The sequence below is a fragment of the Nocardia mikamii NBRC 108933 genome (genome assembly GCF_001613505.1).
In the GTDB taxonomy this organism is placed as follows: Bacteria; Actinomycetota; Actinomycetes; order Mycobacteriales; family Mycobacteriaceae; genus Nocardia; species Nocardia mikamii.
Genome location: NZ_BDCM01000013.1, coordinates 272,922 through 293,124, shown reverse-complemented (window position 1 = coordinate 293,124; position 20,203 = coordinate 272,922). Strand labels below are relative to the sequence as shown.

The 20,203-nt window shown below is 67.7% G+C and carries 19 protein-coding genes; 15 read left to right on the top strand and 4 right to left on the bottom strand.

From position 1 onward, the window contains the following. Positions 1-31 precede the first annotated feature (31 nt). The 3 genes from NMI01S_RS19420 to NMI01S_RS19410 are packed head-to-tail and all read left to right on the top strand — an operon-like array spanning position 32 to position 3,208. Complete coding sequence (locus NMI01S_RS19420) at positions 32-1,270, top strand: hypothetical protein (protein ID WP_062999134.1); 1,239 nt, start codon at positions 32-34, stop codon at positions 1,268-1,270. Continuing rightward, on the top strand, positions 1,267-2,058 hold the full coding sequence (locus NMI01S_RS19415; protein ID WP_062999132.1) for an SDR family oxidoreductase: 792 nt from the start codon (positions 1,267-1,269) through the stop codon (positions 2,056-2,058). Before NMI01S_RS19420 ends, NMI01S_RS19415 begins: the two co-directional genes overlap by 4 nt. Before the next feature lie 13 nt (positions 2,059-2,071). Then, a complete protein-coding gene (locus NMI01S_RS19410; protein ID WP_062999130.1) occupies positions 2,072-3,208 on the top strand; it encodes a sulfotransferase family protein in 1,137 nt (378 codons plus the stop codon). 91 nt (positions 3,209-3,299) lie between these two features. On the opposite strand, the gene NMI01S_RS19405 is transcribed toward NMI01S_RS19410, so the two are convergent. Continuing rightward, positions 3,300-3,965, bottom strand: a complete 666-nt coding sequence (locus NMI01S_RS19405) for a TetR/AcrR family transcriptional regulator (protein ID WP_036500199.1) — start codon at positions 3,963-3,965, stop codon at positions 3,300-3,302. Positions 3,966-4,104: 139 nt separating this feature from the next. On the opposite strand from NMI01S_RS19405, the gene NMI01S_RS19400 reads away from it, so the two are divergent. Genes NMI01S_RS19400 through NMI01S_RS19380 form a run of 5 tightly spaced genes read left to right on the top strand, consistent with a single transcriptional unit; the run spans position 4,105 to position 9,217 of the window. Beyond that, a complete protein-coding gene (locus NMI01S_RS19400) occupies positions 4,105-5,256 on the top strand; it encodes an acyl-CoA dehydrogenase family protein (RefSeq protein ID WP_062999128.1) in 1,152 nt (383 codons plus the stop codon). A gap of 32 nt (positions 5,257-5,288) precedes the next feature. Then, a complete protein-coding gene (fabG, locus tag NMI01S_RS19395) occupies positions 5,289-6,047 on the top strand; it encodes a 3-oxoacyl-ACP reductase FabG (RefSeq protein ID WP_062999126.1) in 759 nt (252 codons plus the stop codon). A 38-nt stretch (positions 6,048-6,085) separates the two neighbouring features. Further along, on the top strand, positions 6,086-7,243 hold the full coding sequence (locus NMI01S_RS19390; RefSeq protein WP_062999124.1) for an acyl-CoA dehydrogenase family protein: 1,158 nt from the start codon (positions 6,086-6,088) through the stop codon (positions 7,241-7,243). Next, positions 7,240-8,724 carry a long-chain-fatty-acid--CoA ligase gene (locus NMI01S_RS19385; protein ID WP_062999122.1) on the top strand — a complete coding sequence of 495 codons (1,485 nt, stop codon included), beginning with the start codon at positions 7,240-7,242 and terminating at the stop codon, positions 8,722-8,724. Before NMI01S_RS19390 ends, NMI01S_RS19385 begins: the two co-directional genes overlap by 4 nt. Before the next feature lie 40 nt (positions 8,725-8,764). Then, positions 8,765-9,217: a MaoC family dehydratase gene (locus NMI01S_RS19380; protein WP_062999120.1), complete on the top strand. Its 453-nt coding sequence runs from the start codon at positions 8,765-8,767 to the stop codon at positions 9,215-9,217. A gap of 40 nt (positions 9,218-9,257) precedes the next feature. On the opposite strand, the gene trpD is transcribed toward NMI01S_RS19380, so the two are convergent. Together trpD and NMI01S_RS19370 are read right to left on the bottom strand one after the other, a co-directional pair. Further along, positions 9,258-10,310: an anthranilate phosphoribosyltransferase gene (gene trpD, locus NMI01S_RS19375; protein ID WP_062999118.1), complete on the bottom strand. Its 1,053-nt coding sequence runs from the start codon at positions 10,308-10,310 to the stop codon at positions 9,258-9,260. Positions 10,311-10,401: 91 nt separating this feature from the next. Next, positions 10,402-10,890, bottom strand: coding sequence for a hypothetical protein (locus NMI01S_RS19370; protein WP_062999116.1), 489 nt, complete (start codon positions 10,888-10,890; stop codon positions 10,402-10,404). Positions 10,891-11,099: 209 nt separating this feature from the next. Between NMI01S_RS19370 and ctaE the strand changes: the two genes are divergently transcribed. The 5 genes from ctaE to NMI01S_RS19345 all read left to right on the top strand — a co-directional run bounded on the left by ctaE (position 11,100) and on the right by NMI01S_RS19345 (position 15,885). Then, positions 11,100-11,711 (top strand): aa3-type cytochrome oxidase subunit III, encoded by a 612-nt coding sequence (gene ctaE, locus NMI01S_RS19365; RefSeq protein WP_062999114.1) that lies wholly within the window; start codon positions 11,100-11,102, stop codon positions 11,709-11,711. A gap of 81 nt (positions 11,712-11,792) precedes the next feature. Further along, positions 11,793-12,671 (top strand): cytochrome bc1 complex diheme cytochrome c subunit, encoded by an 879-nt coding sequence (gene qcrC / locus NMI01S_RS19360; RefSeq protein ID WP_084513082.1) that lies wholly within the window; start codon positions 11,793-11,795, stop codon positions 12,669-12,671. Beyond that, on the top strand, positions 12,668-13,840 hold the full coding sequence (gene qcrA, locus NMI01S_RS19355) for a cytochrome bc1 complex Rieske iron-sulfur subunit (RefSeq protein WP_084513129.1): 1,173 nt from the start codon (positions 12,668-12,670) through the stop codon (positions 13,838-13,840). The genes qcrC and qcrA overlap by 4 nt, the downstream gene beginning before the upstream one ends. Beyond that, positions 13,837-15,465: a cytochrome bc1 complex cytochrome b subunit gene (qcrB, locus tag NMI01S_RS19350; protein ID WP_062999110.1), complete on the top strand. Its 1,629-nt coding sequence runs from the start codon at positions 13,837-13,839 to the stop codon at positions 15,463-15,465. The genes qcrA and qcrB overlap by 4 nt, the downstream gene beginning before the upstream one ends. 144 nt (positions 15,466-15,609) lie before the next feature. Further along, positions 15,610-15,885, top strand: coding sequence for an Lrp/AsnC family transcriptional regulator (locus NMI01S_RS19345; protein ID WP_036500227.1), 276 nt, complete (start codon positions 15,610-15,612; stop codon positions 15,883-15,885). Positions 15,886-15,907: 22 nt separating this feature from the next. Here NMI01S_RS19345 and NMI01S_RS19340 read toward each other — a convergent pair whose 3' ends face one another. Beyond that, positions 15,908-17,746 carry a DEDD exonuclease domain-containing protein gene (locus NMI01S_RS19340; RefSeq protein WP_084513081.1) on the bottom strand — a complete coding sequence of 613 codons (1,839 nt, stop codon included), beginning with the start codon at positions 17,744-17,746 and terminating at the stop codon, positions 15,908-15,910. A 550-nt stretch (positions 17,747-18,296) separates the two neighbouring features. Between NMI01S_RS19340 and NMI01S_RS19335 the strand changes: the two genes are divergently transcribed. Together NMI01S_RS19335 and NMI01S_RS19330 are read left to right on the top strand one after the other, a co-directional pair. Then, positions 18,297-18,887 carry a C40 family peptidase gene (locus tag NMI01S_RS19335; RefSeq protein ID WP_062999108.1) on the top strand — a complete coding sequence of 197 codons (591 nt, stop codon included), beginning with the start codon at positions 18,297-18,299 and terminating at the stop codon, positions 18,885-18,887. A gap of 255 nt (positions 18,888-19,142) precedes the next feature. Next, a complete protein-coding gene (locus NMI01S_RS19330) occupies positions 19,143-20,159 on the top strand; it encodes an NlpC/P60 family protein (protein ID WP_062999855.1) in 1,017 nt (338 codons plus the stop codon). The last annotated feature ends 44 nt before the right edge of the window (positions 20,160-20,203 follow it).

Genomic DNA, 20,203 nt, shown 5'->3' with positions numbered 1-20,203 from the left:
CAGTTCTGCCCGCACAACACGCAAGGACGACATGAGTACATCGACAGGATCGTCACCGGGAACCGCTACCGCCGCCGGAAACGGACTTCCGGCCGGCGGGTCGCTCACCGAACCCTTCACCGCGGCGATCGCCGAGGCCGAGAAGCTGATCGCGGCAGCGGATTTCATCCACGACGAGAAGGATCTCGCCGAGGGCTACGACTACCTCGCCGGCAGTATCGCCGCCTGCCTGCAGCTCTCGGGCACGCACGGCACCAGCCACCCGTACTTCGTGAGCTCGACCGGCCCGCACGCGAAAATGGGCCTGGACAACCCGGATACGCTCTACTACCACGCCAATGTCGAGCCGGGTGCGGAATATCTGCTCACCGGTGTCCGCGGCAGCACCGTCGACCTCAGCTTCCAGGTGCTGCGCGGCGACTACACCGCCACCGACGTGCCCAACGGTGACGACGCCTTCGACGACCGCCGCCTGCAGATCGCCGAGGACGGCAGCTACCAGCTCCGCTTCGGGCCGCCGAAAGCCGATGCCGGGCCCAACTATTTCGTCCTCGGCGAGGGCGCCTCGATGCTCGCGGTGCGCGAGGTCTACGGCGACTGGAACGCGGAAACGAAGGGCAGTATCCGCATCGAGCGCCTCGACACCATCGGCACCGCGGCGCCCGAGCCCGGTGTCGACCAGCTGCGCAAGCGGTATCGGGCCGCGGCTCGGGCGCTGGTGCAGCGCATCCACACCTGGTTCAACTTCCCCAAGTGGTTCTACCTCGACCTGCCGGTGAACACCCTCACCGAACCGCGGCTGACCCCGGGCGGGCTCAGCACGCAGTACTCCTCGGTCGGCCACTTCGATCTCGACGACGACCAGGCGCTGGTGATCACGGTGCCGAAATCCGATGCGCCCTATCAGGGATTCCAGCTCGGCAGCCGCTGGTACATCTCGCTCGACTACGTCAACCATCAGACCAGCCTCAACAGCGCGCAGGCCCAGGTCGATCCGGACGGAATGATCCGCATGGTGGTCTCGGCGCGCAACCCGGGCATCGCCAATTGGATCGAGACCACCGGCCGCCGCCGCGGCATCCTGCAGTTCCGGTGGCAGCGCGTCGCCCGCGAGATGACCCCGGCGGACGGGCCACAATTCGCCCTGGTGCCGTTCGACGAGGTGGCGGCGCAGCTGCCGCACTACGACCTCAACCGCATCGACGAGCAGGGCTGGCGGGCCCGCATCGCCGACCGCCAGCGCGGTTTCGCCGATCGGATGCTCGGATGAGCGCCGGAACGGGCCTGCTGGCCGACAAGGTGGTCGTGATCAGCGGCGTGGGCCCCGGACTGGGCCGCGCCTTGTGCGTGCAGGCGGCCGCGGCCGGTGCGAAGGTGGTCCTGGCCGCGCGCACCGAATCGCGGCTGCGGGAGGTGGCCGACGAGATCGACGGCGCGGGCGGGACGAGCCTGATCGTGCCGACCGACATCACCGACGATGCCGCGGTGGCGAATCTGGTCGAGCGCACGGTCGAGACCTTCGGCCGGGTCGACGCGCTGATCAACAACGCGTTCGCGATGCCGTCGATGAAATCGCTGGCGCGCACCGACTTTCAGCAGATCAGCGACAGCCTGGAGTTGACCGTTCTCGGCACACTGCGGGCGACGCAGGCCTTCACCGACGAACTGGCCAAGACCCGCGGCGCGGTGGTGATGATCAATTCGTCGGTGCTGCGGCATTCCGAACCGCGCTACGGCAGCTACAAGGTCGCGAAATCGGCGCTGCTGGCGATGTCGCAGACGCTGGCAACGGAACTGGGCGCCAAGGGGATTCGGGTCAACAGTGTGGCGCCCGGCTACATCTGGGCCGATCAGCTGAAGTGGTATTTCGGTGAGGTCGCCAAGAAATACGGCATCACGGTCGAGCAGGTGTACGAACAGACCGCCTCCCGGTCGGATCTCAAACGTCTGCCCGAACCGGACGAGATCGCCAGGGCCGTGGTGTTTCTCGCCTCCGAGTGGGCCAGTGCCATCACCGGCCAGACCCTGGACGTCAACTGCGGCGAATACCACGTGTGAGGAACAGAATTTCATGACCGCTCGTACCAACGTCGGCACCGTCGAGGATCTGCACGCATCCGCCACGAAGGCGTGCGGCCTCACCGATTTCGGCCCCGACGACTACACCGAGGCACTCGGTGTGCTGCTCGACTCCTATCGGCGCGACGCCGACCTGACCGAACTCGGTTCCAAGATGAATCGCTACTTCCTGCGCGGCGCACTGGTCGCGCGGGCACTGAGCGAGGCGTCCTGGCAGGCCAATCCCGGGTACGCCGAGACCGCTGTCCAGCGGCCGATCTTCGTCACCGGCCTGCCTCGCACCGGCACCACGGCGCTGCATCGGCTGCTGGCCGCCGACCCGCAGCATCAGGCGCTGGAGATGTGGCTGACCGAACTGCCGCAGCCGCGTCCGCCGCGTGAGACCTGGGCCGACAATCCGGTGTTCCAGCAGATCGATGCCGGTTTCGCGCAGCATCACATCGACAATCCGGAATTCATGGGCCTGCACTACATGAGCGCGGCCGAGGTGGAGGAATGCTGGCAGCTGCTGCGCCAGACCGTGAAGTCGATCGCCTACGAATCGCTGGCCTACCTGCCGACGTACTCGCAGTGGTTGCAGAAGCAGGACTGGACCAACGCCTACGAGCGGCACAAGCGCAATCTGCAGTTGATCGGCCTCGGTGATTCCAGGGGCTGGGTACTGAAGAACCCCAGCCACCTGTTCGCGCTGGACGCGCTGATGGAGGTCTACCCCGACGCGCTGATCGTCCAGACCCACCGCGATCCGGTGACCATCGTCGGTTCCTCGTGCAGCCTGTCCGAACAGGCCACCAAGGGCTGGTCGAACACCTTCGTCGGCGAGACGATCGGCCGCACCCAGCTGGAGTTGTGGTCCCGGGGCCTGCGCGAATTCAATTCCGCGCGTGGGCGTTACAACCCTGACCAGTTCCTCGACGTTCAATTCGAGGATCTGCGGGCGGACCCGTTCGGCACCGTCGAGAAGATCTATTCGACCTTCGGGCTGGATTACACCGAGCCCGCCCGCAATGCGATGCGGGCGCTCGACGAGGAGAGCAAATCGGGCGATCGCAAACCCGCGCACAAGTATTCGCTGGCCGACTACGGGCTGACCGAGGACGAGGTCCGGTCGGTCTTCGCCGATCTGTGAGATCGCTGTACCCCCCCCCGGGCCGGCTCGGAATCATTGTCCGAGCCGGCCCGCGGCGTTTTCTGCCGCATGAACCGGCACGCGAACGGTGTCAGCCCTCGGTGGATTTCTCGCGGCGGCGGGCGCGGCGCTGCTGGATGGCGGCGAAGCGGATCTCCAGGCCCGTGACGAACGACTCCAGCGCCAATTCGAAACTCTCCGAGTCGATTTCGTCGGCCTTGGCGCGCAGCAGGTGCGCCTGTTCCAGGTGCGGATAACGGTCGCGATAGACCTGGACGTCGTCGACGAAGCCTCGGGAGAACGAGCCGATGGTCGAGCCCATCACCACATAGCGGGTGGCCGCGCCGATCATGGTGGCCTGGCGGGGTGGCCAGCCGGCGCCGACCAGGCCGCCGTGCACGGCGTCGGCCGCGCGCAGATTCTCCTCGCGCTTACCGGGGCCCGAGGCCAGGTAGGGGACGAAGTTGGGGTGGCGGACCAGGGCCGCGCGGTAGGAACGCGCCCACGAGACGAGGCCGGTGCGCCAGTCGGCGGTTTCGAACGCCGACGCGTCCACGTGGGACATGATGCCGGCGGCGATATCGTCGAGCAGATCGTCCTTGGTGGGGTAGTGGCCGTACAGCGAGGCCGCCTGAACGCCCAGTTCGGCGGCCAGTTTCCGCATCGAGAGCTCGGGCAGACCGTCGCGGTCGATCAATTCCAGTGCCGTCTCGCGGATGCGTTCGCGACTCAGTAGCGGTACCCGTGGCCGGGGCATCCTCGCCACCTCCTTCGCCGCGATACCGATCCGTGCCGAGTCAACCTACACCGTCCGGGACCGGGGCCTTGAACATCCGAACAGTGTTAGTTTATCGTGGCGGTAGATACCTAACAACGTTCGGTTAGGAGTTTCCCTCATGGATCTGGAACTCGGCGATGCCCACCGCGAGCTGCGCGAGGTCGCCCGCGCGTGGGTCGACAAGGAGGTCGTGCCCTATGCCGCGGCCTGGGACCGCGCCGAATCGGTGGATACCTCGATCGTGCGCAAGCTCGGTGACATGGGCTTTCTCGGCATCGAGATCCCGGAGGAATACGGCGGCTCGGGCGGCGACGCGCTGTCGTACTGCGTGCTACTCGAAGAGCTCGGCCGCGGTGACAGTTCGGTGCGCGGCATCGTGTCGGTCTCGCTCGGCCTGGTCGGCAAGTCGATCAAGAGCTACGGCAGCGAACAGCAGAAGCGGGACTGGCTGCCGCGACTGTGCGCGGGCGAGTCGCTGGGCTGCTTCGGCCTCACCGAACCGGGCACCGGATCCGACGCGGCGAATCTGACCACCCGCGCCGTCCGCGACGGCGAGGACTGGGTGCTCACCGGCACCAAGATGTTCATCACCAACGGCACCTGGGCCGATATCGCGCTGATCTTCGCTCGCACGGGAGAACCGGGACCCAAGGGGGTTACCGCCTTCCTGGTACCAACGGACGCACCGGGTTTCGGCCGCACCGAGATCAAGGGCAAACTCGGCCTGCGCGGCCAGGCCACCGCGGAAATCGTGCTCGACGGGGTGCGGGTGCCGGATTCGGCGCGACTCGGCGACGAGGGGCACGGGTTCCGGATCGCGATGGCAGCCCTCGACAAGGGGCGCATGGGCGTGGCCGCGGGATGTGTCGGCGTCGCCCGTGCCTGCCTCGAGGCCGCCGTGCGCTACGCCGGAGAACGCGAACAGTTCGGCAAACCGATCGCCACCTATCAGCTGGTCCAGGAGTTGATCGCCGATATCGCCGTCGACGTGGACGCCGCGCGACTGCTGGCCTGGCGGGTCGCGGACCTGGTCGACCGGGGAAAGCCGTTCGGCACCGAGGCGTCGGTGGCGAAGCTGTTCGCCAGCGAGGCCGCGGTGAAGGCCGCGAACAACGCCATCCAGGTTTTCGGCGGGTACGGCTACATCGACGAATACCCGGTGTCGAAGTATCTGCGCGACGCGCGGGTGCTGACCCTCTACGAGGGCACCAGCCAGATTCAGAAACTACTCATCGGCCGCGCCCTCACCGGCGTGAACGCCTTCGTGTGACAACAGCTTTCGAGTTCGAGGAGTGTTTTCCCATGTCTGATCAGCGCAGAGTCGCCGTCGTGACCGGGGCGGCCCGGGGCATCGGCGCGGCCACCGCGGCCCGGCTCGCAGCCGACGGTGCGGCCGTCGCCATCGCCGATCTCGACGAGAACGCCTGCAAGACAACGGCGGACGAGATCTTCGCGGCCGGTGGAGTGGCCGTCCCGCTGGCCTGCGACGTGACCGACGAGGCGAGCGTCGACGCCGCCTTCGACAGTGTCGCCGCCGAACTGGGATCGCTCGACATCCTGGTCAACAACGCCGGCGTGCTGCGCGACAACCTGCTGTTCAAGATGTCGGCCGACGACTGGGACACGGTGATGTCGGTCCACCTGCGCGGCGCCTTCCTGTGTTCGCGTGCGGCACAACGGCATATGGTCGCGAAGCGTTACGGCAAGATCGTCAACACCTCCAGCGTCTCCGCGCTCGGCAATCGCGGCCAGGCCAACTACTCGGCCGCCAAGATGGGCATCCAGGGACTGACGCGCACCCTGGCGATCGAACTGGGCCCGTACGGCATCAACGTCAACGCGGTGGCGCCGGGCTTCATCGTCACCGAGATGACGGCCGCCACCGCGGCCCGGGTCGGTGTGACGGTCGAGGAGTGGCAGGCGAAATCGGCCGAGATCACTCCCGTACGCCGGGTCGGGCGCCCCGAGGACATCGCGAACACCGTGGCCTTCCTCGCTTCCGATGAGGCGTCCTTCATCACCGGCCAGACCATTTACGTCGACGGCGGCCGTCGGCTCTGACACCTTTCCGGGCCGCCGAACAACCTACGGAGAACATCATGCGCAGAACCAGCTACACCGATGACCACGAAGCCTTCCGCGGCACCGTCCGCAAATTCGTCGACACCGAAGTGGTCCCGGTCTACGACAAGTGGTACGAGGCGGGCATCGTGCCCCGCGAGTTCTATTACAAGATGGCCGAATTGGGCGTCTTCGGCATCGAGGTGCCGGAGGAATTCGGCGGGGCCGGCATCGAATCGTTCAAATTCCAGGCCGTCCTGATGGAGGAGGCGGCACGCGCCGGCGTGTCCTTCGGCGGATCGAGTGTGCACGTCGGCCTGTGCCTGCCGTACCTGAAGAAGCTCGCCACCGACGAGCAGAAACAACGCTGGCTGCCGGGATTCGCCGCGGGTGAGATCATGTTCGCCATCGCCATGACCGAACCGGGTACCGGATCGGATCTGGCCGGAATGCGTACCACCGCCAAACTTTCCGAGGACGGCACGCATTACGTGCTGAACGGCGCGAAGACGTTCATCACCGGTGGTGTGAACGCCGACCGCGTGATCGTCTGTGCCCGCACCGCGCCGCCCCGCGAGGACGACCGCCGCTTCGGGATCTCCCTGCTGGTGGTCGACACGACGTCGCCGGGGTACACGGTCGGCCGCAAACTCGACAAGCTCGGGCTCAGGGTTTCCGACACCGCCGAGCTGAACTTCACCGATGTGCGCGTTCCCGTCGAGGACCTGCTGGGCGAGGAGAACAAGGGCTTCTCCTACCTCGGCCAGAACCTCCCGCAGGAACGGCTCTCCATCGCCGTCGGCGCCTACGCCCAGGCCGCGGCCGCGGTGCGGTTCGCGCGGGAATACACACAGCAGCGCAACGTCTTCGGCAAACCCGTCGCCTCGTTCCAGAACACCAAATTCGAACTCGCCGCCTGCAAGGCCGAGGTCGACGCGGCCGAGGCCGTGGTGGATCGGGCCCTCGACGCCCTCGACGCCGGTGAACTGAGCGCCGCCGACGCCGCCTCGGCGAAACTGTTCTGCACCGAGGTCGCCGCGCGCGTCGTCGACCGCTGCCTGCAACTGCACGGCGGCTACGGATTCATCAACGAATATCCGATCGCCCGGCTGTATGCCGACAATCGGGTCAATCGCATCTACGGCGGGACGAACGAGGTCATGAAGATGATCATCGCCAAGGATATGGGGCTGTGAACGCGACGCTGTCGCTGGCGAGCATCCTCGCCGAACCGGCGCGGCGCCGGCCCGATCACGTCGCGCTCATCGAAGGCGACCGCCGGCTCACCTTCGCCGAATTGTGGCGTGCGGCAAGGGAACAGGCTGGCGCGCTGATCGGGCGCGGCATCCGGCCGGGGGACCGGGTCGCGCTCATGTGCCCGAATACCGCCGAATTCCCCCGGGCCTATTACGCGATCCTCGCGGCCGGGGCGACGGTGGTGCCGGTGCATCTGCTGCTCACCGCCGACGAGGCCGAATTCGTCCTGCGCGACAGCGGGGCGACGCTGCTGATCTGCCATCCGCAGGTGGAATCGGTCGGCGCGGAAGCGGCCCGGCGGGCCGGAATCGCCTGTCTGCGGCCGGAAGACCTCGCCGACGACGCGATTGCGCTGTTCGTCCCGCGATCCCCGCTGGACACCGCGGTCGTGTTCTACACCAGCGGCACCACCGGCCGGCCCAAAGGCGCGGAGCTGAGCCATCTCAATATGGTCATGTGCGCCACCGTGAACGCGTTCGACGCCAACAACGTTCGCGCCGAGGACATCGCCCTGGGCGCGTTGCCGCTGTTTCACGTCTTCGGGCAGACGGTCGCCATGAATTCCAATTGGCGCGTGGGCGCCACCGTGGTGCTGATGCCGCGATTCACCGCCCCCGAGGCGATTCGGCTGATGGTGGCCGAGCGGGTCAGTATCTTCAACGGCGTCCCGACGATGTATCACGGGCTGGTCGAGGCTGCCGCCGACGCCACCGAACTTCCGGCGCTGCGGTTGTGCATCTCCGGTGGCGCGGCACTACCGCTGCCGGTGCTGGAGCGGTTCGAGGAGGTGTTCGACGCGCAGATTCTCGAGGGCTACGGGCTGTCGGAGACCTCGCCGACCGCCGCGGTGAATCAACCGGTCTTCGGACCGCGGGCCGGCACCGTCGGACATCCGGTGTGGGGGGTGGACGTCGAGATCGCCGATCCCGGTATCACCGACCGCATCGAGTTGCTGCCGACCGGCAGCGTCGGTGAGGTGGTGGTGCGCGGGCACAACGTGTTCAGCGGTTACACCGGCAATCCGGAGGCGAGCGCGCGTGCCGTGGTCGACGGCTGGTTCCGCACCGGTGACCTCGGCGTGCGCGACGAGCAGGGCTATCTGCGGATCGTCGACCGGATCAAGGAGATGATCATCCGCGGCGGATTCAACGTCTATCCCTCCGAAGTGGAGGAGGCGCTGCTGCGGCATCCGAAGATCGCGCAGGTGGCGGTGATCGGGGTGCCGGACGAGAACTACGGCGAGGAGATCGTGGCGGTCGTCGTGCCCGCCGGACCGCTGACCGCCGAGGAAGTGATCGCCTACGGTCGTGAGCATGTGGCACGGTACAAGTACCCGCGGCGGGTGGAGTTCGTCTCCGAGTTGCCGCTGGGTCCGACGCACAAGGTGCTCAAACGCGAACTGAAGCAACGTTTCATGTGACCCGGCGGCTTGCGCGCCGGCAGCACGAAAGGGACGAGATATGACCGATTTCGCCGATCTGGACGCCCTCGCCGCGGCCGTGGGCACCGAACTCGGTGTCAGCGACTGGTTGCAGGTGGACCAGGACCGCATCGACACCTTCGCCGACGCCACCGGCGACCACCAGTGGATCCACGTCGACGCCGAGAAGGCCGCGCAGGGCCCCTACGGACACACCATCGCGCACGGATTCCTCACGCTGTCGCTGCTGGTGCCGTTGACCAACCAGGCGACCACGGTCGGCGGCATCACGATGGGAATCAACTACGGGCTCAACAAGGTTCGCTTCATCACGCCTGTCCCCTCGGGCGGCCGCATCCGCGCCCGCGTCCACCTGGACTCGGTCTCCGAGATCCCCGGCGGCATCCAGGCGGTGCGGACGGTCACCATCGAACTGGAAGGCGCGGACAAGCCCGCGTGCGTCGCGGAAAGCATCGTGCGCTATCTGAGGTGATGTCCGGTGGCGACGGGGAGATCCGCCCCGTCGCTCGTGGTCACTCGCCGAGTTCGTTGGTCACTTTCACCCAGCGGTCGAGCAGTTGGGTGGCCGCACCGGTGTCGACCGACGCGGCCGCCCGTTCCAGGGCCGGGCGCAGCAGCTCGTGGATATCGGTGCGGGCTGTCTCCGGCGTCAGTTCGAAGGCGACGATGGCGGCGGCGGAATTGAGCAGGACCGCGTCGCGGACGGGCCCCGGGGCGCCGTTGAACATGTCGCGGGCGATCGCGGCGTTGACCGTCGCATCGCCGCCACGCAGCGCCGCCGGATCCACGCGGGGAATGCCCAGGCGCGTGGGGTCGATGACGGTCTCGTACTTCTCACCCGCGGCGACGACCCACACGTCGGTGGTATCGGCGGTGGTGATCTCGTCGAGGCCGTCGTTACCGCGCACCACCAGCGCGTTGGCGCCGCGTTCGGCGAACGCCCCGGCGATCACCGGGACGAGTTCGGCGAAGGCACACCCGATCAGGCCCGCGCTCGGCTGCGCCGGATTGGTCAGCGGGCCCAGCACGTTGAAGACGGTCGGAATGCCGATCTCCTTGCGCGCCGGACCGGCGAACCGCAGCGCCGGATGAAACAGCGGGGCGAAGCAGAAACCGATGCCCACCTCGCGCACACACTGGGCCACCGACTCCGGGCTCAACGCGATCCGCACCCCCAGCGCCTCGAGCACGTCCGCGCCGCCGCTCTTCGACGACGCCGCCCGGTTACCGTGCTTCACCACCGGAATGCCCGCCGCGGACACCACGATCGAGGACATCGTGGAGATATTGACCGTGCCGGATCGATCGCCGCCGGTGCCGACGATATCGACCGCGCCCAGATCGAGCGAGACCCGCCGGGCATGGCTCAACATGCCGGTCGCGAGGCCGGACAACTCGATCGCGGTGGGGCCTTTCATCTTGATGGCCACGCCGAAGGCCGCGATCTGCGCCTGAGTGGCGTTGTCGGAGAAGATCTCGTCGATCGCCCACGCCGCCTCCTCCGCGGTCAGATCGACCCCGTCGGTCAGGGCACCGAGAATCTCGGGCCAGCTGCGCGCGCTCATCACATCTCCCGTTCGCGATCGGACACCCGCATCGGCCGTCCGCGCGGGCGGAGGCAGGCCGAGGAGTGCCGTCGGCCGCCCGGTTAGCAGCCTAATCGGCGGAGGCAATTTCTTTGTGCTCGGCGTCGTATCCCGCACGGGCCGCCGGCTGCAGGGCGTCCCAGCCCAGCGCGGTGCCCTCGTGCCGCTGTGCCAGCCCGGCCATCCGCGAACGTTCCTGCGAACAGTGCAGCGCATCCAGGACTTGCACCCGCTGTAATACCAGTTCGATACGACCGTCGGCCGCATCGTCGGCCGGGCCGTCGGGCTCGACGCCGGGGACGGGCGGTTCGGCGGGGGAGTATCCGTCCTGGGCGGCGATGTCCACGACCTCGTCCCGGGCCGCGGGCGGAATGCGCAGATGATGACGCAGCAGGGCCTGCTGGTCGGCGCGCCAGGCGGTCGCGCGATCGAGCGCGCTCGAGCAGGCTTCGGCGTCGTCGAAACTGGACACAACGACCACCAGATCCGTTCGTGCCGGATCCAATTCCGTCGCCGCGCCCCGGCCCGACAGCCGCTGCCACACCGATCGAATTCCCATTCCACCCGCCTTCCTCCGCGCCCGGACGCAGCATCCCATACCCGCGATATCCGCTGGTCACCATAGTGACATCGGTGCTGGACCCGCCGGTTCACCGGACCCGCCGAACCGGCCCCCAGACCCGCACGCGCGCTGACGATTCCGAGCCCGACACCCCGAATTCGCACCCGGCTACGCCTGTCGTACTACGACGAGTCATACTTACCGGCGTGACGACCGCAGTAGGGACCCCAGGATCGGCCATTACTCAGCGTGTGCATTCGCTGAACCGGCCCAACATGGTCAGCGTCGGAACCATCATCTGGCTGTCGAGCGAGCTGATGTTCTTCGCCGGCCTCTTCGCCATGTACTTCGTCGCTCGTGCCCAGGCTCATGGCAACTGGCCGCCGGAACCGACCGAGCTGAACCTCAAGCTCGCCGTGCCGGTCACGGCCGTGCTGATCGCCTCTTCGTTCACCTGCCAGATGGGTGTGTTCTCGGCCGAGCGCGGCGATGTCTTCGGCCTGCGCCGCTGGTACCTGGTCACCTTCTTCATGGGCGCGTTCTTCGTGGCCGGTCAGGGCACCGAGTACCACGCGCTCTACCAAGAGGGCACCACCATCTCGAGCAGCATCTACGGCTCGGTGTTCTTCATCACCACCGGCTTCCACGGTCTGCACGTCATCGGCGGTCTCATCGCGTTCATCTTCCTGCTGATTCGCACCAAGGTCAGTAAGTTCACGCCGGCCCAGGCCACCGCGGCCATCGTCGTCTCCTACTACTGGCACTTCGTCGACATCGTCTGGATCGGGTTGTTCGCCACGATCTACTTCGTCCGCTAGCCGGGCGGCGGCCGTCACGCGCGGTCCGCGACAAATACACACTTTGCACAAGTCGGTTCCGTCTACTCCAAAGGGACACAGATGAGTTCATCTCCCCCGTCAGCGCCAGATCCCACGAGCGGGATCGGCAGCGCTGAGAACAACCAGGCCATCAAGACCCGCAAGCAGCGCCGGATGCGCCGCAAGCTCGCCGGCGGTCTGGTTCTTCTGATGGGCCTCGTCGGAGCCGGCTTCGCGGCATCGGCGCTCACCCCGCACGCACAGGTCGCGACGGCCAACGAGGATCAGTCGGCGCTGATCCGCGAGGGTAAGCAGATCTACGAGACCTCCTGCATCACCTGTCACGGCGCCAACCTGCAGGGTGTGCAGGACCGCGGCCCCAGCCTGATCGGTGTCGGCGAGGCGGCGGTCTACTTCCAGGTATCCACCGGTCGCATGCCCGCCGCGGGCAACGGCGCGCAGATCCAGCGCAAGCCCCCGAAGTTCGACGCCCGCCAGACCGACGCGCTGGGCGCGTACGTGGCGGCCAACGGTGGCGGCCCGACCGTGGTCCGCGACCCGAATGGCGAGATCGCGCAGGATTCCCTGATCAAGGGGGCCGACCTGGGCCGCGGTGGCGAGTTGTTCCGCCTCAACTGCGCGTCCTGCCACAACTTCACCGGTAAGGGCGGTGCGCTGTCCTCCGGCAAGTTCGCGCCGCCGCTGGAGCCGGCCAGCGAGCAGCAGATCTACACCGCGATGCTCACCGGCCCGCAGAACATGCCGAAATTCTCCGACCGGCAGCTGTCTCCGGAGGAGAAGCGTGACATCGTGGCCTATGTGAAGGACCGCACCGAGACCACGCCGGAGGCCGGATACGGCCTGGGCGGTTTCGGTCCCGCGACCGAGGCCATCGCCATCTGGGTCGCCGGCATCATCGTGCTGGTCGGCGCCGCGATGTGGATCGGATCGCGATCATGAGCGAACAGGAGCGAAACGAGATGAGCCGGCCTGAGGATGGCGGCGGTAAGGGCGTGAACCTGAACCCCACCGAGGAGCAGCTCGACGCGATGTCGACCGCCGAGCTGGTCGAACTCGGTACCGCGCGCGACGGTGTCGACGTCGTCTACCGCGCTCCGCGCTGGCCGGTTCCGGGCACACGCGCGGAGAAGCGGGCCGAGCGGCACGTGACGTTCTGGTTCGCCATCTCCGCCCTCGCGGCGGCCGGGCTGATCGGCGTCTACCTGTTCTGGCCCTGGGAGTACAAGGGCCGCAACGAGGACGGCAACGGCCTGTACTCGCTGGCCACGCCGCTCTACGGCCTGCTGCTGGGTATCGCGGTGCTGGCCATCGGCGTCGCCGCGGTCATCATCCGCAAGAAGTTCATCCCGAACGAGATCTCCATCCAGACCCGCCACGACGGTCCCTCCGACGAGGTCGACCGCCGCACCCTGGGCGCGCAGCTGTCGGACGCGCTGGAGACCTCGACGCTGGGTCGTCGCAAGATGATCACCCGTACCGCCGGACTGGGCGTGGGTGTGCTGGGTATCGGCGCACTGTTCCTGTTCGTCGGCGGCATGATCAAGAACCCGTGGGCCAAGGGCATGAAGTCCCCGCTGTGGGTGTCGGGCTGGACTCCGGACTTCCCGGGCCAGACCATCTACCTGCGCAAGGACACCGGCCGGCCCGAGGACATCGTGCTGGTGCGGCCGGAGGACCTCGACGCCGGCGCCATGGAGACCGTGTTCCCCTGGAAAGAGGAATGGCGTGGCAACGAGGAGGAGACCCTCCAGTCGCTGCGTGGCATCCGCAACGCGGTCATGTTGATCCGCCTGCGCCCGGAGGACGGGCAGAAGGCGATCAAGCGCAGGGGCCAGGAGAGCTTCAACTTCGGTGACTACTGGGCGTACTCGAAGATCTGCACTCACCTGGGTTGCCCGACGTCGCTGTACGAGCAGCAGACCAACCGGATCCTGTGCCCGTGCCATCAGTCGCAGTTCTCGGCGACCGAGTGGGGTAAGCCGATCTTCGGTCCCGCCGCCCGCGCCCTGCCGCAGCTGCCCATCACCGTCAACACCGACGGCTACCTGGTCGCCAACGGCGACTTCATCGAGCCGCTCGGTCCGGCCTTCTGGGAGCGTCGTTCATGAGTCCGAGCAAAGTGGTCGCACAGGCCAACGAGATGGACGAGCGGTATCGTGCCGCGGCGTTCGTGAAACGGTCGATCAACAAGGTCTTCCCGACCCACTGGTCGTTCCTGCTGGGTGAGATCGCGCTCTACGCCTTCATCATCCTGATCCTGTCGGGTATCTACCTGACGCTGTTCTTCGACCCGTCGATGAGTGAGGTCGTCTACCACGGCGCCTACCAGCCGCTGCGCGGCGTCACCATGTCGCGGGCGTACGAGACGGCGCTGAACATCTCCTTCGAGGTGCGCGGCGGCCTGTTCGTCCGCCAGGTGCACCACTGGGCGGCGCTGCTGTTCGCGTGCTCGATCATCATCCACCTGTTCCGCATCTTCTTCACCGGCGCGTTCCGCAAGCCGCGTGAGGCGAACTGGGTGATCGGCTCGCTGCTGCTGATCCTGGCGATGTTCGAGGGCTTCTTCGGTTACTCGCTGCCCGACGACCTGCTGTCGGGTACCGGTCTGCGGGCCGCCTTCGGTGGTATCACCATGGGTATTCCGCTGGTCGGCACCTGGATGCACTGGCTGATCTTCGGCGGTGACTTCCCGGGCACGATCATCATCCCGCGCCTCTACATCGCGCACGTGCTGCTGTTCCCGGGCATCATGCTGGCGCTGATCGCGGCGCACGTGGCGATCGTCTGGTACCAGAAGCACACCCAGTTCCCCGGCCCGGGCCGCACCGAGAACAACGTGGTCGGTGCCCGTATCGTGCCGGTGTTCGCCGCCGACCAGGGCGCGTTCTTCATGTTCACCCTGGGCGTGCTCGCCGTCATGGGTGGTGTGCTGCAGATCAACCCGATCTGGAACCTGGGTCCCTACAACCCGTCACAGGTGTCGGCCGGTTCGCAGCCCGACTTCTACATGATGTGGACCGACGGTATGGCCCGTCTGATGCCGCCGTGGGAGCTGTATCTGGGCCGCTACACCGTTCCGGCTCCGTTCTGGGTGGCACTGATCATGGGCCTGGTGTTCATGGTGCTGATCGCCTACCCGTGGATCGAGAAGCGCCTCACCGGCGACACGGTGAACCACAACATCCTGCAGCGTCCGCGCGACGTGCCGGTGCGCACCGCGATCGGCGCCATGGCCATCGCCTTCTACCTGGTGCTGACCCTGGCCTGTGTCAACGACATCATCGCGCTGAAGTTCGATGTGTCGCTGAACGCGACGACCTGGTTCTTCCGTATCGCCCTGCTCGTCGCGCCGCCGATCGCCTACTTCCTGGCGTACCGGTTGTGCCTGGGCCTGCAGCGCGCCGACCGCACGGTCCTCGAGCACGGCATCGAGACCGGTGTGATCAAGCGCCTGCCGCACGGTGAGTACATCGAGGTGCACCAGCCGCTGGGCCCGGTCGACTCGCACGGCCACCCGATTCCGCTGGAATACCAGGGCGCGCCGGTGCCGAAGAAGATGAACAAGCTGGGCTGGGCCGGCAAGCCGGGTCCGGGTTCGTTCCTGCGGGCCGATCCGGCCGCCGAGGCCGAGGCGCTCACCGCGAGCGAGCACGAAGCCGAGCACAAGCAGCTGGAGGTTCTGGCCACCTACCAGGAGCAGACCAGCGGCAGCGGCGGCAAGCACAGCCACTGAGTTCGCAGCAGCGGAGCCCCGAGTCGATCATTCGGCTCGGGGCTTCGTCGCGTCTACGGCCCGGTGCGGTGCCGTCGCCGGCAGTCCGGCGCCGGTGCGGCCGCGCCGCGGGTGCGTTGCGGGCGCGCAATTAGACTCGCGCTCATGATTACCGCGATCGTTCTGATCCACGCCGAGGCGGCCCGGATTCCCGAAACCGCGCAGGCACTGGCCGATCTCGACGGCGTCGCCGAGGTCTACTCCTGCGCGGGAGACGTCGACCTGATCGCGGTGGTGCGGGTGCGCGATCACGAACAGATCGCCGAGGTGGTCACCGGCCGGGTGAACAAGACCGCCGGAGTCCTGCGCACGACGACCCATATCGCCTTCAAGTCGTATTCGAGTGCGGATGTGGAGGCCGGCTTCTCGCTGGGGGAGTGACCACCGGCGGACCGGGTTTCGCTCAGGCGCTGGTGCGGGAAAGGTATTCGCCCGCCGCCGATTCCGTGCGCAGCGCGGTGTCCGCCCGCTCCACCCACTCCAGCCACGGGCCGGCACCCAGACGCGGTTCCCGGTAGCCCTCGCTGGTGCGGACGATGCGGGTTCCGGGTTGGTCCAGCCAGCGGGCGATCACGCCCGTCTCCTCGGGCGGGGCGCCGCGTAGCGGCGGGTGGTCCGGGTCGTGCAGATCGTCGGTCCCGGCGGGGATACGCGGCTCCAGGGAGGAGGCGCCCGATGTGACTGTGGCGGGGCGGACCGTCTCGGCGGCGGCGACCAGACTGTCGACCACCGGCATCGGTGGGATACCGCGCGCGGCGGTTCCGGCGGCGGCGAGGCGGCCGTAGCGGATCACCGCGAATTCCCAGCCGCCGCTGCCGTCGGGGCGGGCCGCGATCAGTTCGGCGATCCGGGCGAGGGCGGCCAGGCGCTGCGTGCGCCGCAGCGCCCGGACCACGGCGCAGGTGCGATCGCGCAGCCGGGCGGCGGCCTCGAAATGCTCCGCGGCGACGTACTCGTCGATGCGGGCGGCGATGGCACGCAAGGGCGAGTCGTCGCGGCCGATGAACAGATCCCGTACCGCCCGCGGCGCGGCCGCGTACTGTGCGGCCGGCACCCGTTCGCCGAATATCGCCGCCGGGCACCCGCCCACGGCCGCGGGCGGACAGTCGCCGCCGTGCACACCGCCGCGGGGGATGCGCGTCGTGCAGGTGCGCAGGCCGCTGTATTCCGCGAGAGTCGCCGCGATCTCGGTGGCATCGGTGCGGGAACCGAAGGGCCCCAAGGCATCTGCGGTCGGAGTCCGGCTGACCGCGAACCGGGGGAACGGCTCGTCGGTCATGGTCAGCCACCACGCGCGCTTGGGGAATTTCGAGCGCCGGTTGTAGGGCGGGGTGTGCGCCACCAGCAGCCGCAGCTCGCGCACTCCGGCTTCCAGGCCGTGCGCGCAGCGGACGTGGTCGACGCGGGTGGCGAGCATGACCATTTCCCGCATCCGCGGCCGGGTTTCGGAGCCGGTGAAGTAATTGCGCACGCGCCGGCGCAGATTCACCGCCGTCCCTATATAGAGGACCTCCTCCGAGGGGCCCCGGAACAGATACACCCCCGGCGCGGCGGGCAGATCGGCGGCGAGGATGCGTTTGGAGCGCTGGCGGCGCGTGACCTCCGGCAGATAGTCGATCAATTCGGGCAGGGTCTGGACGCCGAGATTGCCGACCCGCTCGAACAGCGCGTGCAGCACGTCCACGGTGGCGCGGGCATCATCGAGGGCGCGATGCGTGGGCCGGGTGGAGGCGCCGAGCAGCTGAGCCAGCGCCGAGAGCCGCACCGTCGGTGCCTCGTCGCGGTCGAGGATGCGCCGCGCCAGCTGGACCGTGCACAGCACCTGGAAGGCCGGCCACGCGGTGTCGCAGCGCTGGGCGGCCGCCTTCAGGAACGACATGTCGAAGCGGGCGTTGTGGGCGACGAGCACGGCGCCCGAAGCGAATTCGAGAAATCCGGGCAGCACCGCGTCGATCCGCGGCGCCGCCGACACCATCGCGGTGGTGATGCCGGTGACCTGCACGATCTGTGGCGGGATCGCCCGGCCGGGGTCGACCAGCGTCGCGAATTCGCCGAGTACTTCGCCGCCGCGTACCTTCACCGCGCCGATCTCGGTGATGGCGTCCCCCTCGGGCCGGGTTCCGGTGGTCTCCAGGTCCACCACGACGAAGGTGACGTCGTGTAGTGCGAGCTCGGGCTCGTCACCGCCGTGACCGGGGAGTTCGAGGGCCAGCTGGGCCGGTCGCGGAACGGGGGAGGGCACGGCGAGCAGCGTAGGCGCAGGGTCCGACAGGATCGGTCCTGATGCTCACCGGCGGTCGAGCCGGAGCGAGGTTTGCGATGTGCGAGGTTCGGTTTGCGCGAGTATGCCGAAAAGTGATCAGGGTCACGGTAATTCGATATTGCTATGAATGGTGGCGAGCTGTCGGCGTCTTCGAAGCCGTTGGCGTAGCCGGACCCGGCTGCTCGGTATTTGCCGCAAAACCTGCGGACTGTTCGGTTGGTTTCTGCCGGACATGCTGTGGGCTACTTGGGGTTTCCCGCCCGGGGTGCGTCCCGGGCCTCGGGTCGGCGTGCCCGTTCGCGAGGGGGAGCGCACCTGGGTAAACGCAAGTCGCGTCGGTCGTCGTTATCGTTTCGTGATTACTGTGAGCTATCTCGCATGCCGTCGCGCGGAAGCTCATACCCGAGCCCGCCCCGGACCGCCGGGGCTTTACAACGCACCGTTATGTCCTCGTAACCTTTTCGAGACCTCACGGAGTCCGACGCACCACCGGGTGCGGCGTCGTGGGGCAGATGAGGAGTACCGCATCATGGCGATCAAGCGACAGGTTCAGGGGCTGCCTCGTACCGCCCGCCGGGCCGTTGCGGCCGGAGCCGTTGGCGCAGCAACCCTCAGCGTTCTGCTGCTCCCGGCGACCACCGCCGCAGCCGCGCCGGTCACCGTACCGGGCGTCGGCACCATCGACGTTCCCGATCAGGTCCTCGGCGCCGTTCCGCCGGGCGCCGTCCCGCCGGGCATCCAGATCCCGGGCATTCCCGCGCCGTTCGCGCCGCAGCAGACCGTCGGCCAGCGCGCGGCCGACGCCGCCCTGTCCAAGGTCGGCGCTCCCTACTCGTACGGCGCCGCCGGCCCGAACGCCTTCGACTGCTCGGGCCTGGTGAAGTGGTCCTACGAGCAGGCCGGTCGCGAACTGCCGCGCACCAGCTACGAACAGCTCGAGGAAGGCGCCCCCGTCTCGCTCGACGCGCTGCAGCCCGGTGACGTGGTGTCCTTCTACGGCGGCAGCCACTCCGCGCTGTATGTCGGTGACGGCAACGTGGTGCACGCCTCGACCGCCGGTGAGCCGGTGAAGGTTGCCCCGATCTCCTCGATGCCGGTCGCGGGCGCTCGCCGCTACTGATTCACCCCGCCCGGATCGGCGCATTCCGTACAGTTCGGACCGCCGATCCGGGCATTCGGGGTATACGGCGTGATCGTTTCGTGCCCTGCTGGACATGGACGGTCGCCGTTCCGTAACCTTATCGAGACCTTCGTGGTTTCCAGCTCGGGACGAGAGAACGGGGCACGGCAGGCCGTGACAGCGCACAAGGGCAACGCGCAACGCAACAACAGAACCAGACGCCTGGTCGGAGGCTCACTGGCGGTGGGTGCGCTCATGTTCGGAGCGTCATCCGGTGGCCTGGCGACGGCCGATCCGGCTCCCGCGGAACAACCGGCCACCGCCGGTGACGCGGTGCAGCGGCTCATCGAGTTGTCGCATCAGTCCGAGCAGCTCAATCAGCAGGCGCTGGCCGCGCAGGGCGATCTCGAAGCCAAACAGGGCGTGGCCCGCGACGCCGACGCCAAACTCACGACCGCGACCCAGGCCCTCGACGCCGCCAAGGCCGAGGTGCGCAAATATCAACCGGCCGTGGACCGGACCGCGATCGCCGCCTATCAGGGCGCCCGGACCAACCGGCTGTTCTCGGTGCTGGTCTCCGATTCCCCGCAGCAGTTGCTCGACCAGATGTCGACGCTGGACGTGCTGTCCACGCAGACGGCCGATCAACTGGCGCAGTTCTCCAAAGCCACCGATTCGGCCACTGCCGCCGAAACCGCCGCCAAATCCGCCTCCGACGCCGCGCAGGCCGCCGCGCAGAAGGCCGATCAGGTGCGCGCGGACCTCGAACACAAGCGCGCTGATCTGCAGGGCGCGATGGCCCAGGTCATTCAGGCCTGGGGTGCGCTTTCGGCCGGGGAGAAATCCAGCCTCGCCGGATCGCTGTTCCCGCCCGGTTTCGACCGCGACACCCTGCTGCGCGGTCTGGTACCCGGTAGCGGAACCAGTGCGCTCGCCGCGGGATTGACCCGCGTCGGCGACCCGTATGTCTGGGGCGCGACCGGCCCCGACCAGTTCGACTGCTCCGGCCTGGTGCAGTGGGCCTTCCATCACGTGGGCATCGATCTGCCGCGCACCAGCCAGGCGCAGGCCACGGTCGGCACGCCGGTGTCCCGCGACTCGTTGCAGCCCGGCGACGTGGTGTTCTTCTATTCGGACGCCTCCCATGTCGGCATCTATGCCGGGAATGGCATGATCCTGCACGCCTCCACCTTCGGTGTGCCGGTCGCGGTGGCGCCGATGGGTAATACGCCTTTCCATTCCGCGCGCCGATACTGGATCGGAATGCCGTAAACACTGCGAGAATCTGGCGGCGAGTCATCACACCGACGTGAGGA

Coding starts and splice junctions, on each gene's coding strand:
- NMI01S_RS19420 (WP_062999134.1), top strand. CDS start 32: ATGAGTACATCGACAGGATCGTCACCGGGAACCGCTACCGCCGCCGGA.
- NMI01S_RS19415 (WP_062999132.1), top strand. CDS start 1,267: ATGAGCGCCGGAACGGGCCTGCTGGCCGACAAGGTGGTCGTGATCAGC.
- NMI01S_RS19410 (WP_062999130.1), top strand. CDS start 2,072: ATGACCGCTCGTACCAACGTCGGCACCGTCGAGGATCTGCACGCATCC.
- NMI01S_RS19405 (WP_036500199.1), bottom strand. CDS start 3,965: ATGCCCCGGCCACGGGTACCGCTACTGAGTCGCGAACGCATCCGCGAG.
- NMI01S_RS19400 (WP_062999128.1), top strand. CDS start 4,105: ATGGATCTGGAACTCGGCGATGCCCACCGCGAGCTGCGCGAGGTCGCC.
- fabG (WP_062999126.1), top strand. CDS start 5,289: ATGTCTGATCAGCGCAGAGTCGCCGTCGTGACCGGGGCGGCCCGGGGC.
- NMI01S_RS19390 (WP_062999124.1), top strand. CDS start 6,086: ATGCGCAGAACCAGCTACACCGATGACCACGAAGCCTTCCGCGGCACC.
- NMI01S_RS19380 (WP_062999120.1), top strand. CDS start 8,765: ATGACCGATTTCGCCGATCTGGACGCCCTCGCCGCGGCCGTGGGCACC.
- trpD (WP_062999118.1), bottom strand. CDS start 10,310: ATGAGCGCGCGCAGCTGGCCCGAGATTCTCGGTGCCCTGACCGACGGG.
- NMI01S_RS19370 (WP_062999116.1), bottom strand. CDS start 10,890: ATGGGAATTCGATCGGTGTGGCAGCGGCTGTCGGGCCGGGGCGCGGCG.
- qcrC (WP_084513082.1), top strand. CDS start 11,793: ATGAGTTCATCTCCCCCGTCAGCGCCAGATCCCACGAGCGGGATCGGC.
- qcrA (WP_084513129.1), top strand. CDS start 12,668: ATGAGCGAACAGGAGCGAAACGAGATGAGCCGGCCTGAGGATGGCGGC.
- qcrB (WP_062999110.1), top strand. CDS start 13,837: ATGAGTCCGAGCAAAGTGGTCGCACAGGCCAACGAGATGGACGAGCGG.
- NMI01S_RS19345 (WP_036500227.1), top strand. CDS start 15,610: ATGATTACCGCGATCGTTCTGATCCACGCCGAGGCGGCCCGGATTCCC.
- NMI01S_RS19335 (WP_062999108.1), top strand. CDS start 18,297: ATGGCGATCAAGCGACAGGTTCAGGGGCTGCCTCGTACCGCCCGCCGG.
- NMI01S_RS19330 (WP_062999855.1), top strand. CDS start 19,143: ATGTTCGGAGCGTCATCCGGTGGCCTGGCGACGGCCGATCCGGCTCCC.